Raw genomic sequence first — 12,809 nt, forward strand, 5'->3', positions numbered from 1 at the left:
GGCGGCAACCGGCTGATGATCCAAAGGGGTGTGGAGACACAGGAGAAGACCATGCAACACAGGAGACGGATCGTCGCGCTCGCGGTGGCAGGAGTGGTCGCGGGGGCTTGTGCGAATCACGCTGCACTGGCAGGCACGCCAGAAGCGCAGAAATGGGTTGATAGCGAATTCCAGCCGAGTACGCTGTCCAAACAGCAGCAGATGGACGAAATGAAATGGTTCATCGACACGGCTGCGAAACTCAAATCGCAAGGCGTCAAGGAAGTGCACGTGGTGTCGGAAACGATCGACACGCACATGTATGAATCGAAGACTCTTGCCAAGGCATTCACGGAAATCACGGGCATTCAGGTCAAGCACGACATCATTCAGGAAGGCGATGTCGTCGAGAAATTGCAGACCTCGATGCAATCCGGTCAAAGCATTTACGACGGCTGGATTTCGGACTCGGATCTGATCGGCACGCACTATCGCTATGGCGTGATCGTGCCGCTGTCCGATTACATGGCGGGCGAGGGCAAGGAGTACACGAATCCGGGCCTCGACCTGAAGGACTTCATTGGCACGAGTTTCACGACCGCGCCGGACAAAAAGCTCTATCAGTTGCCCGACCAGCAGTTCGCCAATCTGTACTGGTTCCGCGCGGACTGGTTTGCGCGCAAGGATCTGCAGGACAAGTTCAAGGCAAAGTATGGCTACGATCTCGGCGTGCCCGTGAACTGGTCCGCGTATGAGGATATCGCCGACTTCTTCACGAACGACGTGAAGACCGTCGACGGTGAAAAGGTCTACGGCCACATGGACTACGGCAAGAAAGATCCGTCGCTTGGATGGCGCTTCACAGACGCATGGCTTTCGATGGCAGGTGAAGCCGATAAAGGCATTCCGAACGGCATACCCGTCGACGAATGGGGCATTCGCGTGACGCCGGACGGTTGTCATCCCGTTGGCGCATCCGTGTCGCGCGGCGGCGGCACGAATAGCCCGGCTGCCGTCTTCGCGACCACCAAGTACGTCGACTGGCTGAAGAAGTATGCGCCGCCCGAAGCATCCGGCATGACGTTCAGCGAAGCCGGCCCGGTTCCCGCGCAGGGCAAGATCGCGCAGCAGATCTTCTGGTACACCGCGTTCACGGCGTCGATGCTCAAGCCCGGCAACGTGACGAATGCGGACGGCACGCCCAAGTGGCGCATGGCGCCGTCGCCGCATGGCCCGTACTGGAAGGACGGCATGCAGAACGGCTATCAGGATGTCGGCTCGTGGACTTTCTTCAAGTCGACGCCCGCGAATCAACGTGCTGCCGCGTGGCTTTACGCGCAATTCGTGACGTCGAAGTCGGTGTCGCTGAAGAAGTCGATTGTCGGTCTCACGTTTATTCGCGACTCGGACATTCATAGCGATTACTTCACGAAGAACGCCGACAAATACGGCGGCCTGATCGAGTTCTATCGCAGCCCGGCGCGTGTCGCGTGGACGCCGACGGGCAACAACGTGCCCGACTATCCGAAGATGGCGCAACTCTGGTGGAAGAACGTCGCGACGGCGGCTGCCGGCGAGAAGACGCCGCAAGCCGCGATGGACAACCTCGCGAAGGAAATGGACCAGGTGCTGGGGCGTTTGCAGCGTGCCGGGATGAAGGTGTGCGCGCCGCAACTGAACGCGGAAAGCGATCCGTCGAAATGGCTTTCGGATCAGCATGCGCCGTGGAAGAAGCTCGCGAACGAAAAGCCGAAGGGTGAAACGGTCAAGTACGACCAGCTGCTCGCAGCGTGGAAGGCGGGCAAGGTTCGGTAGGCATTTGATGTAGAAAAGCGGGAAGGTTGAAGCGGGCGGTGTCGAAAGACGCCGCCCGCTTTTTTATTGGTTTTAATCAGCTTGAAATAAAGATTAAACAAGTACGGCTAATCCATTAATAGAAAGCAATTTGTCATCTGAAAGACTGACGCGCAATGACCACACATGCATTACGGATGATTGCGAACCATTAGCGTTCATGTAATGATACCGATTCTCATTTAGAAGGGCCGGCCGGGGGCAGTTACCGGCGGGGCGGTTCGCGCGAATACGCGAGCCGGACGGGCAGGCACCGCCCGTTGCACCAAGAAAAAATCAGTTACAACGACAGGGAATCGCGATGCTTCGAACCACGCCACTCGCAGCGGCCGTCATGGCCGTCTTTGCGACGCCGCTCTACGCCCAGACGACGACGCCGGCCACACCGGCAGTGCAACTTGCCCAGGCTTCATCGTCCGCTTCTCCCGCCAGCCAGCCCTCCGCCAGCCAGCCTTCCGATAGCAACACACTGCCCGCCGTCAAGGTGACGGGGCAGACCGACAACGCCACCGACTTCCAGCCCGACAAATCCAGTGTCGGCGCCAAGGTCCCGACCGCGCTGCGCGATATTCCGCAGGCTGTCACCGTCATTCCCAAGGCCGTGCTGCAATCGCAGGCTGCGAACTCGTTCTCCGACGCGCTGCGCAATGTGCCCGGCATCACGATCGGCGCAGCCGAAGGCGGCCAGATCGGCAACAACATCAACCTGCGCGGCTTCTCGGCGCGCACCGACATCTACCTCGATGGCTTCCGCGATCGCGGCCAGTACTATCGCGACACGTTCAACCTCGAATCGATCGATGTGCTGTATGGTCCGTCGTCGCTGTATTTCGGACGCGGCTCGACGGGCGGCGTGATCAACCAGGTCAGCAAGGAGCCGACGCTGAAAAAGCGCGCCGACGTCTCCGTGCAGGCGGGCACGCATGACCGTTACCGCACCACGGTCGACCTCGACACGCCGATCACCGACACCTCCGCGTTCCGTATCAACGCATTCGGCCAGAGCCTCGGCTCGTCGCGCGACGTGATGAAGAACAAGGACTACGGCGTCGCGCCCGAAGTGAAGTTCGGTATCGGCACGCCGACGGAAATCACGCTGTCTGCGCTGATCCAGCACAACCGCGATCAGCCCGACTACGGCATTCCGCCGCTGAACGGCCACCCCGCGCCCGTGAATCGCGGCACGTTCTACGGCTACACGGACGACCGCACGATTCAGGATGTGCAGACCTTCAGCGCGCGCATCAAGCATCGCTTCAACGACGACGTGACGGTGCGCAACCAGACGCAGTTCAGCCACTACAGCACGGAAGCGCGCGCGACCAATGCGGCGTCGGTGCTGACGGGGCCGCTCTCGACGTCGACGGCGCTCACCAACGGCAACTTCACGACGATCGATCCTTCGAAGCTGTTCGTGAAGCTGCAGGGCAAGGACCGCAACATCAACGACCATTCGGTCTACAACTCGACCGACGTCGAATGGAAGTTCAACACGGGGCCGGTCAAGCATGACCTGCTCGCCGGCGTCGATCTGAGCCACGAGACGTACAGCAACCAGAGCTTCACGGCGACCTCGCCGGGCATGACGTCGAACACGATCGGCGTGGTGCCGCTGATCGATCCGCCGTACACGCCGCGTCCCGCGAACGTGAAGGAAGTGGCGACCAATCTCGCGGAATCGAGCGCGAATGGCGTGGGCCTGTACTTGAACGACACGATTTCGCTCGGCGAGCACTGGAAAGTGGTGGGCGGCGTGCGCTGGGACCGCTACGAAGCGTCGATCAAGAATACGATCAACCTGCCGCGTTACGCGACGCAGACCAACTACTTCACCAGCGTGCGCGGCGGCATCATTTATCAGCCGGCCGACTGGCAGTCGTACTACGTGTCGTACGGCACGTCGTTCGACCCGTCGCTCGAAGCGCTGACGCTCACCAACGGCCAGCAGAACCTGCCGCCCGAGCACAACAAGTCATACGAAGTCGGCGCGAAGCTGGACCTGCTCGGCGGCGGTCTGTCCGTCACGCAATCGCTGTTCAACATCGAAAAGACCAACGCGCGTACCGCGAACCCCGACGGCAGCTACACGCTCGACGGCGATATCCGCGTGCGCGGCTATCAGCTCGGGCTCGCCGGTCATATCACGGACAAGTGGCAGGTGTTCGGCGGCTACACGTATATGGACGGCACGATCCTGCAGGCGTTTGACGGCACGCAAGGCAAGACGCCCGCGAATACGCCGCGCAATACGCTGACGCTGTGGACGACCTATCTGTTCACGCCGCATTGGGAAATCGGCGGCGGTCCGACGTACATGTCGTCGCGTTACGCGGCGAACAACAACCTCGTGCAGGTTGGCGGCTACACTCGCTGGGATGCGATGGCCGCTTATCACGCGAAGCGTTACGACGTCCAGATCAACGTGTTGAACCTGACCGACAAGAACTACTACGACGCGCTGATTCCGTCCGACGGCGGACGCGCGGTGCCGGGTTACGGCCGTACGTTCCTCGCGACGCTAAACTATCGCTTCTTCTGATCGCACGAAGCGATAGCCCACGGCACGCCGCGCGCCAGGCCGCATGAAGCGATTCATGCTCGAGCGCGCGGCGCTGCCGCTTATGCAGGAACGTTGAACGATGATTGTCTCGATCCCCGACGTACTGAGTCCCGCCGAAGCCGCCGCGATGCGTGCTGCGCTCGAAGCCAGCGATGCATGGGTGGACGGCCGCGCGACGGCCGGCTACCAGGGCGCGCCCGTCAAGCGTAACCAGCAGATCGCGGAAGGCTCGCAGATCGCGCTGGAAATGGGCGACCGGATCGTCGCGTCGCTGGAGCGTCACCCGCTGTTCATCAGCGCCGCGCTGCCGAACAAGGTGTATCCGCCGCTCTTCAACCGCTACGAAGGCGGGATGCACTTCGGCAGTCATGTCGACGGCGCGATCCGGCTGGTGCCGGGCAGCGGCGTGCGCGTGCGCACCGATATTTCGATCACGCTGTTTCTCACGCCGCCTGACGAATACGACGGCGGCGAACTGCTGGTCGAAGATACCTTCGGCGTGCAGGAAGTGAAACTGCCTGCCGGGCATGCAATCGTGTATCCGGGCACGAGCCTGCATCAGGTGCGTCCCGTCACGCGCGGCGCGCGCGTGTCGAGTTTCTTCTGGGCGCAAAGCCTCGTGCGCGACGACACGCAACGCGCGATGCTGTTCGACCTCGACGGCGCGATACAACGCCTCAACGCATCGAACGGCGATGAAGCGGCGCGCCGCACGCTGGTGGGCTGCTACCACAACCTGCTGCGCATGTGGAGCGAGACCTGAACATTACGCGGTACGTCGTGCCACGGTTGCAGTCTTCTGCGGATTACGCCCGCTTTGCAGCAGGAACACGCCGCCAAGAATGCAGGCCATCGCGAGCAGGTCGAGCGGTTGAATGGGTTCGTGCGCGACCAGCACGCCGATTCCCAGCGCAACGACGGGCGGAATATACGTGACGCTCGAAGCCGCGAGCGCGCCGAGCCGCTGCACGATGAAGTAGTACAGGATATACGCGGCGCCCGTGCCGAGCAGTCCCAGCCCGAGCACGATGCCGACGGCGGCGCGCGTGTCGTGCGCGATGCGGGTGATGCCGTCGAACGGCGTCACGCAGGCAATCGTCAACAGCGCGAAGCCGATTTGCCATGTGGACAGCGCGACGGGCGACATGTCGAGCTTCGACAGAAAGCGCCGTGCGTAGACGAATGAGCAGCCCACGCTCAGCGAGCCCGCCGCCATATACGCGACGCCGCTCAGATCGATGCTCGCGACCGCGCCATTCCATGGCCGCGCGATCAACAACACGCCCGCGAAACCACCCACCACGCCGACCAGCGCGCGTGGGCTGGGCCGTTCCGCGCGCAATAGCACCCACGCGCAGACGAACGAGAAAAGCGGAATGGCGCCGCTCAACATGCCCGCCACGCTCGACAGCAACAGCGACGCGCCTTTGGCAAACGCATAGTAGTAAACGGTCGTCGCGAGCAGCGACATCACGATGAAATGGTGCGCATGTCGCAGCTGTTTGCACGCGAGCGCCTTCGTCGCGAGCGCATAGACGAGCAGCGGCAGGAACCCGGACAGCACGCGCAAGAACACGATCTGCGCGGGCGTGATCCACAGGCTGGCCCACTTCATGAACAGAAAATTGCTGCCCCAGATCAGGCCGAGCAGCGCGAACGCGAGATAAGCGGGATTCATGGCGAACACCATCGGATGCAAAGGACGATGCGCCGATTGTGCTGCGCGCACGGATGCGGTACAAACGATTTGTTCTCGTCGATACCGTAGAAAAACTATCCTATGTCCGCCACGCCACCCCTGAAAGCGCTGATCGCGTTCGAATCCGCGATGCGTCTGAGCAGTTTTTCTGCGGCTGCCGATGAACTGAACGTGACCCCCGGCGCAGTTGGCCAGCAGATCCAGAAGCTCGAGGCGTGGCTCGGTGTGGTGCTGTTCGCGCGTCAGGTGCGGCAGATCATCCCAACGGATGAAGCGCGCGCCTACTACGCACAGATTCAGCCGGCACTCGCGCAGATCATGCATGCCAGCCGCCGCGTGCGCGAGAATCAGGGCAAAGGCGTGCGCGTGTCGATGCCGCCCAGCTACGCGGCCAAATGGTTCGCGCCGCGCATGACGGACTTTCTGATCGCGCATCCGGACATCGCACTGGAGCTGAACACCACGACCGCGATGGTCGATTTCGAATTGCAGTCGATCGATCTCGCAGTGCGTTACTTCGACGGCAATGCGCCCGATCTGCATGTGCAACTGCTGCATGCCGACGAAGCGCGCGTCTATTGCAGTCCATCGTACGCGAGGCGGCTGAAGCTGAAGGCCCCCGACGATCTGCAACGTGCAACGCTGCTGCATAACACGCTGCATCCGCACTGGACGACGTGGCTGAAGAAATTCAGCAAGCTGTCTGCGCGGCAGATCGACGGCATGGCGGGCATTCACTTCGACCAGTCGCTGATGGCGATCGAGGCGGCAGTGCGCGGACAGGGCGTCGTTCTCACGAGCGCGGTATTGACGGAAGCGGAGACGGCGGCGAAATCGCTGATCGATCCCTTCGGTCAGAGTCTGCCTTTGAAGACCGCGTACTACCTCGTGCATCCGAACTCGATCGAACTCAAGCCGGGCGCGGCGACCCTGAAGGCATGGTTCACCGGCGAGCCATGAACAGAAACGCCCGCTCAGGAAAGCGGGCGTTCATCAGGCGCGGTGGAACGGGAAGATCAACCCGGCAACATGCCCGGCAGCACGTAAGCCTGCAACAGCGTGATCAGACCGACGATCACCGCGAACAGCAGACTATGGCGCACCGTGAAGCGGAACAGCTCCGACTCGCGTCCGACGAGCCCCGTTGCCGCGCAAGCAACCGCGATCGACTGCGGCGAGATCATCTTGCCCGTCACGCCGCCCGTCGTGTTCGCCGCTACGAGCAAGGTGTCCGACACGCCGATCTGATGCGCGGTCGTGTGCTGGAGCGAGCAGAAGAGCGCGTTCGACGACGTGTCCGAGCCCGTCAGGAACACGCCGAGCCAGCCGAGCACGGGCGAGAAGAACGGGAACGCAGCGCCCGTTCCGGCGAGCAGCAGCGCGAGCGTCGACGACATCCCCGAGTAGTTCGCGACGAAGGCGAACGAGAGAACCAGACCGATCGACAGCACGGGGCGGCGCAGTTCCTTCAGCGTGTCGACGAATGTCGCGAGCGCGTCGCGCGGCTTCACGCGCAGCAACACCATCGAGATCAGTGCCGTCGCGAGGATTGCCGTGCCGACTGCCGGGAGCAGATCGATCTTGAGCACGGCTTCGTACGCTTTCGGCGTCGCGACAATGGGCGCCGTCTTCATCACGAGCTGATCGAGCGCGGGCACCTTGAACTTGAGGATGCTCCACGCCAGCGCACCGTTCGCGGCGAACAGCGCCTTGAACGGTTGCAGGCTCCAGACGGTGACGACGGCGGTCAGAATGCCGAACGGCGCCCACGCGCGGATGGTCTGAAGAAGCGTATAAGGCGACGCGCGACGGCTGACGCCCGCAGCGCCATTCGAACCGCCTCCAAAGCCACCCGTGCCGCCAAAGCCCGACAACGCCGCTGCACCGCCACTCACCGCGCCGCGTGCGGTATCGCGAGCGCGGCGCGGCTGCCAGACCTTCAGGAACGACGCGAGTGCGACGAGGCTGACGAGCGCCGACGTGATGTCGGGCAGTTCAGGTCCGATGTGGTTCGACGTGAAGTATTGCGTGACGGCGAAGCTGCCGCCCGCGACCAGTGCGGCCGGCCACGTTTCCTTGAGGCCGCGCTTGCCGTCCATCATGAACACGAGCCAGAACGGCACGGCGAGCGACAGCAGCGGCAACTGGCGGCCCGCCGTCGCGCCGATCAGAAACGGGTCGATGCCCGTCACCTGGCCCGCGACGATGATAGGAATACCCATCGCGCCAAACGCGACGGGCGCGGTGTTCGCGATCAGGCACAGACCCGCGGCCTTGAGCGGATCGAAACCCAGCCCGACGAGCAGCGCCGCCGTGATCGCGACGGGCGCGCCGAAGCCTGCCGCGCCTTCGAGAAACGCGCCGAACGAAAAGCCGATCAGCAGCAGTTGCAGACGCTGGTCGTCCGTCAGCGCGAGCACGGATGCGCGGATGATGTCGAACTGTCCCGTCTTCACGACCAGCTTGTAGAGGAACACGGCCGTGACGATGATCCACGCGATCGGCCACAAGCCGTAGGCGAAGCCGAAGCCCGCCGCCGCGAACGCCTGCTGCGCCGGCATGCCATACGCAAAGATCGCGACAGCCAGCGACAGCGCCAGCGTACCTGCTGCCGCGACATGACCCTTCAGGCGCAGTCCCGCCAGCGCGATGAAGAAAAAGATGATGGGGATGCTGGCCGCGAGCGCGGATAGCCAGAGGCTGCCGAGGGGCAGGTAGGTCTGATACCACGGGTGCATGTCGGTCTCCTCCGAATATGCTGTCAATGAATTCTTTTTGGCGGCACGCAGCCGCGCCCGGTGCATCGCCGCGAGGGCGATGCACGTGTGTCGTTCAGCGGTTGAAAGCGCGTTACTCGGGTTGGCCGCGCTCGCGCATCAGATCATGCAGACTGCGCGCCGCGGGCTTCAGCGGCTCGCGGTGGCGGGTCCAGCCCATCTGGTGCTTCGGCGCGAATGCGCGCAGCCTGGTCGCCGCCCAGCGCAACACCTTGTACGCGCGCGGATGCGCGAACGCGCCGCTCCAGAAACGCCATACGAACTGTTCCTCGCGGCTGAACTTCGCGCCCTGTCCGCGCAGCGGATGCGCGACCACTTCGTGCGGATTGCGATTCGCTTCCGTGCGCAGCCGCACCAGCAGTTCGGGAATCGGAATGCGCACCGGGCACACTTCGCCGCATGCGCCGCACAGGCTCGATGCCGTCGGCAGGTCGGCCGTTTCTTCGAGACCGAGCAGATGCGGCGAAATGATCTTGCCGATCGGACCCGGATACGTCGTGCCATAAGCGTGTCCGCCGATACGCGTGTACACGGGGCAATGATTCATGCACGCGCCGCAGCGGATGCATTGCAGCGTCGCGCGCAGTTGCTCGTCCGCATAGGCCTGCGTGCGCCCGTTGTCGAGCAGCACCACATGCATTTCACGCGGACCGTCGCGCTCGCCTTCGCGGCGCGGTCCGGTGATCAGATTGAAGTACGTCGTGATCGCCTGGCCCGTGGCGGAGCGCGTCAAGAGGCTGGACAGCGGCACGATATGCGAGAGCTTCTCGACCACTTTCTCCATGCCCATGATCGCGATATGCACGTCGGGCACGGTGGTCGACAGGCGTCCGTTGCCTTCGTTCTCGACGAGCCACAGCGTGCCTGTATCCGCCGCCGCGAAGTTGACGCCCGACAGTCCGATGTCGGCATCGACGAATGCGCGGCGCAGCGCACGGCGTCCCGTCTGGATCAGTTCGTCGACGTCTTCCGTGTAGCGTGTGTCGGGAATGTGCTGCTCGAACAGTCCGGCGATATCGGCCTTCGTCTTGTGGATCGCGGGCATCACGATATGCGACGGCTTTTCGTGCGCGAGTTGCACGATGTACTCGCCCATGTCCGACTCGATACAGTCGATGCCGCGCGCTTCGAGATAATGGTTGAGCTCGATTTCCTCGCTCGCCATCGACTTGCCCTTGATCACACGCTTCGCGTGGTGCGATTGCACGATGCCGTGGATGATCGCGTTCGCTTCGGCGGCGGTTTCGGCCCAATGCACGTGGACGCCGCGCGCGGTGAGACTGGCTTCGAGCTGCACGAGGAGATCGGGCAGGCGCGACAGCGCATGACGCCGCACCGCTTCGCCGAGATCGCGCAGATGCTGCAACTCGTCGTCGTCGGGAAACTGCGCGCGGCGCTTCGTTTGCAGAAAGTCCATCGCGCCGCGAAAGCTGCTGCGCAGTTTGAGATCGTCGAGCGCGGCGCGGGCGCGCGCCTTGAAGTCCTGCGACGGCACGAAGTGCATCGGGGTGGCGTTCATGCTGCGTCTCCATCCGTGGCGGCAGCCGCATCGTCCTGATGTTCGACGATCACGACCCACAGTTCGCGCGGGCCATGCGCGCCATAGGCGAGCGTTTGCTGGATATCGGAAGTCTTCGACGGGCCGGAGATCATCACGAGGTTGGTCGGCATGCCCGCCTGCCAGTGCTCGGCGCGCATCGCGGCGTGCAGGTCGGCGTGCAGCGAATGCGCGTAGACGAGGGCGATATGCAGCGGCGGCACGAGCGACATCGTGCGCGGCGAACCGGCGTCGGGCGCGACGATCAGCGTGCCCGTCGACGCGAGACCCGAACGCGCGACCGTGAAGCCTGCGTCGATGGTGTCGAACAGTTCGCCTTTCCAGTTTTCGATCGGCTGATCGTAGTGGCGCGTCGCCACGGAAGCGGGCAACGCCTGCTTCAACGCAGCACCTTCCGCACGCGACGTATCGAGCAGCAGGCGCTTCACGTTCGCATCGCGCAAACGTTGCGCGATCAACCCGGGCCACGTGCGATCCGTCGCGCGAAACACTTCGGCATGCGAGGCGGTCAGCGCCGCTTGCATCGATTCGACCAGCGCGTGCGTCGGCAGCGCGGCGCGGCGGCTGTCGTAATGCAGGTCGATCCGTTGGTCGAGGCGTTCCAGTTCGTCGCCTGAAACCTGAGCGGGCGCAGCGGCGCGCAACCGTCCGAGCATGCGTTCGCGCGCGTTCATGCTTTGCTTCCCGTGTTTTTTGCATCGGCGCGTTGCGTGCGCCGCCACAGAAAACTCGCGATATGTTCGACTTCGACAGGCGCGCCCTGGTGACGGGCCGCATGGCCGATGTTCAGCAGGCAACCGCAATCGGCGGAAACGATCCGCTCGCAGCCCGTCGCGCAAGCGGAGGCGACCTTGTCGCGTACCATCGCGCCGGAAATGTCGGGATGTTTCAGCGAAAACGTGCCGCCAAAACCGCAACATTCCGATTCGCGCTCGTGTTCGATGCGCGTGACGCCCGGCAACGCATCGACGAGTTCGACGCCGTGCACGCGCGTGCCCATTTCGCGCCGCGCCGCGCACGACGTGTGCAGCACGACGCGTTCGGACGGCGCGTCGGTGGAGGCGGGTAGTTCGATCTGCAGCACGCGCAGCAGGAATTCGCTCAGCTCGTACACGCGTTCGCTGAGCGCTTGCGCTTTTTGCGCCATCGCGGGATCGTCGGCGAACAGCTTGGGCCAGTGGTGGCGCATCATGCCCGCGCACGAACCCGACGGCACGATGACAGGCCACGGTTTCGAGAAGAGATCGAGCTGGGCGCGCGCAACGTCGCGCGCCTGTTCGGGATTGCCGCTGCTATACGCGGGCTGGCCGCAACAGCTTTGCTCCTGAGGAAAGTGCACGACCAGCCCTTCGCGTTCGAGCAGCTTCACCGCGTCGAGCCCGGCTTCGGGGACGAACAGATCGACGAGGCAGGTCGCGAACAGATAGACGTCGCGTGGGGCCGCCGGATAGTGCCTTTCCTTCATATCTCGCTCCAGAGTACTTCCGCTTGTTCGTCCGCTTTGTGCGCTGTCGGCATCGGATGCGGCTCGCGCGGATCGCTTGAATCGTTGACGCATGATTCCCAAATGTGCGCGACAATACAAATTGGTTGGACCACTTAAGCATGAGCGACGCAGCAAGGGAAGCGTATGGCGACGGGTACGAGAGAGCGGGGCAGGGTGGAGGGCGTGATGCGGCAGATGGAAACGTCGCTGCTCGACGGCACATGGCCGCCGGGTTCGCGGCTGCCCGCCGAGCGCGCGCTGGCCGAACAGTACGACGTGTCGCGCAACACGGTGCGCGAAGCGATCCAGCGGCTGGCGGCGCGCGGCCTGTTGCAGAGCCGGCGCGGCGCGGGCGTGTTCGCGACCGACCAGTTGCGCGCGGGCATCGCATCGCCGTGGGGGCAACTGGTTGCGGATCACCCGGTCTTGCGCGACGACATTCTCGAATTTCGCCGCGTGCTGGAAGGCGCAACAGCCTACTTCGCGGCAATGCGCGCGACGCAGGCGGATATCAGGCGCATCCGTTCAATGATGCGCGAACTGGAACGCTCGCACGCTTGCGACGACAAGGACAGCGAAGCCGCCGCCGACGCGCAGCTGCACGACGCCATCGCGCTCGCGTCGCACAACACGATGTTCCTGCATCTGCATACCAGCGTGCTCGGCATGCTGCGCGAACACATCACGATCAGCGGCACGGACGTGCGCCTGCAGGGCCCGGCGGAATCGGAGCAACTGCTGATCCAGCATCGTGCGGTGAGCGATGCAATCTGTTCGCGGCGCCCGGAAGAAGCGCGCACCGCAATGCACACGCATATCGACTTCGTGCGCAGTATCCGCGAACGGCAGGGTTGAGCCGCTGTCAGCGGCTCCAAAGTGGTCCAACCAGATCCCTG

10 protein-coding genes are annotated in these 12,809 nt (G+C 63.4%); 5 read left to right on the forward strand and 5 right to left on the reverse strand.

Annotated features, from left to right (window positions below; translation table 11 throughout):
- Window positions 1-51: 51 nt before the first annotated feature.
- From C2L66_RS21820 to C2L66_RS21830, 3 genes are all read left to right on the forward strand, one after another.
- Window positions 52-1,794, forward strand: a complete 1,743-nt coding sequence (locus tag C2L66_RS21820; RefSeq protein WP_035989411.1) for an ABC transporter substrate-binding protein — start codon at window positions 52-54, stop codon at window positions 1,792-1,794.
- Between the two features lie 340 nt (window positions 1,795-2,134).
- On the forward strand, window positions 2,135-4,372 hold the full coding sequence (locus C2L66_RS21825) for a TonB-dependent receptor (RefSeq protein WP_060602996.1): 2,238 nt from the start codon (window positions 2,135-2,137) through the stop codon (window positions 4,370-4,372).
- Window positions 4,373-4,472: 100 nt separating this feature from the next.
- Window positions 4,473-5,156: a Fe2+-dependent dioxygenase gene (locus C2L66_RS21830; protein ID WP_007587605.1), complete on the forward strand. Its 684-nt coding sequence runs from the start codon at window positions 4,473-4,475 to the stop codon at window positions 5,154-5,156.
- A gap of 3 nt (window positions 5,157-5,159) precedes the next feature.
- On the opposite strand, the gene C2L66_RS21835 is transcribed toward C2L66_RS21830, so the two are convergent.
- On the reverse strand, window positions 5,160-6,071 hold the full coding sequence (locus tag C2L66_RS21835) for a DMT family transporter (RefSeq protein ID WP_060606775.1): 912 nt from the start codon (window positions 6,069-6,071) through the stop codon (window positions 5,160-5,162).
- 102 nt (window positions 6,072-6,173) lie between these two features.
- On the opposite strand from C2L66_RS21835, the gene C2L66_RS21840 reads away from it, so the two are divergent.
- Entirely contained in the window at window positions 6,174-7,052 is an 879-nt protein-coding gene (locus C2L66_RS21840) for a LysR substrate-binding domain-containing protein (RefSeq protein ID WP_060602993.1), read from the forward strand.
- Between the two features lie 56 nt (window positions 7,053-7,108).
- Here the strand turns inward: C2L66_RS21840 and C2L66_RS21845 are convergent, their stop codons facing one another.
- The 4 genes from C2L66_RS21845 to C2L66_RS21860 form a co-directional block, all read right to left on the reverse strand.
- The gene (locus C2L66_RS21845; protein WP_060606772.1) at window positions 7,109-8,830 is read right to left on the reverse strand and encodes a lactate permease LctP family transporter; all 1,722 of its coding nucleotides are present in this window, start codon (window positions 8,828-8,830) and stop codon (window positions 7,109-7,111) included.
- Between the two features lie 112 nt (window positions 8,831-8,942).
- Window positions 8,943-10,388 carry a LutB/LldF family L-lactate oxidation iron-sulfur protein gene (locus tag C2L66_RS21850; RefSeq protein ID WP_060602991.1) on the reverse strand — a complete coding sequence of 482 codons (1,446 nt, stop codon included), beginning with the start codon at window positions 10,386-10,388 and terminating at the stop codon, window positions 8,943-8,945.
- Window positions 10,385-11,101 carry a LutC/YkgG family protein gene (locus tag C2L66_RS21855; protein WP_060602988.1) on the reverse strand — a complete coding sequence of 239 codons (717 nt, stop codon included), beginning with the start codon at window positions 11,099-11,101 and terminating at the stop codon, window positions 10,385-10,387. Before C2L66_RS21855 ends, C2L66_RS21850 begins: the two co-directional genes overlap by 4 nt.
- A complete protein-coding gene (locus tag C2L66_RS21860) occupies window positions 11,098-11,892 on the reverse strand; it encodes a (Fe-S)-binding protein (RefSeq protein WP_060602984.1) in 795 nt (264 codons plus the stop codon). Before C2L66_RS21860 ends, C2L66_RS21855 begins: the two co-directional genes overlap by 4 nt.
- Before the next feature lie 165 nt (window positions 11,893-12,057).
- Here C2L66_RS21860 and C2L66_RS21865 point away from each other — a divergent pair, with 165 nt between their 5' ends.
- Window positions 12,058-12,768, forward strand: a complete 711-nt coding sequence (locus C2L66_RS21865; RefSeq protein WP_176056895.1) for a FadR/GntR family transcriptional regulator — start codon at window positions 12,058-12,060, stop codon at window positions 12,766-12,768.
- Window positions 12,769-12,809 lie beyond the last annotated feature (41 nt).

Origin of the sequence: Paraburkholderia caribensis (assembly GCF_002902945.1) — a bacterium.
Lineage (GTDB): Bacteria > Pseudomonadota > Gammaproteobacteria > Burkholderiales > Burkholderiaceae > Paraburkholderia > Paraburkholderia caribensis.

Excerpts from the sequence above, each read along its gene's own strand:
- C2L66_RS21820 (WP_035989411.1), top strand. The coding sequence starts at position 52 with ATGCAACACAGGAGACGGATCGTCGCGCTCGCGGTGGCAGGAGTGGTC.
- C2L66_RS21825 (WP_060602996.1), top strand. The coding sequence starts at position 2,135 with ATGCTTCGAACCACGCCACTCGCAGCGGCCGTCATGGCCGTCTTTGCG.
- C2L66_RS21830 (WP_007587605.1), top strand. The coding sequence starts at position 4,473 with ATGATTGTCTCGATCCCCGACGTACTGAGTCCCGCCGAAGCCGCCGCG.
- C2L66_RS21835 (WP_060606775.1), bottom strand. The coding sequence starts at position 6,071 with ATGAATCCCGCTTATCTCGCGTTCGCGCTGCTCGGCCTGATCTGGGGC.
- C2L66_RS21840 (WP_060602993.1), top strand. The coding sequence starts at position 6,174 with ATGTCCGCCACGCCACCCCTGAAAGCGCTGATCGCGTTCGAATCCGCG.
- C2L66_RS21845 (WP_060606772.1), bottom strand. The coding sequence starts at position 8,830 with ATGCACCCGTGGTATCAGACCTACCTGCCCCTCGGCAGCCTCTGGCTA.
- C2L66_RS21850 (WP_060602991.1), bottom strand. The coding sequence starts at position 10,388 with ATGAACGCCACCCCGATGCACTTCGTGCCGTCGCAGGACTTCAAGGCG.
- C2L66_RS21855 (WP_060602988.1), bottom strand. The coding sequence starts at position 11,101 with ATGAACGCGCGCGAACGCATGCTCGGACGGTTGCGCGCCGCTGCGCCC.
- C2L66_RS21860 (WP_060602984.1), bottom strand. The coding sequence starts at position 11,892 with ATGAAGGAAAGGCACTATCCGGCGGCCCCACGCGACGTCTATCTGTTC.
- C2L66_RS21865 (WP_176056895.1), top strand. The coding sequence starts at position 12,058 with ATGGCGACGGGTACGAGAGAGCGGGGCAGGGTGGAGGGCGTGATGCGG.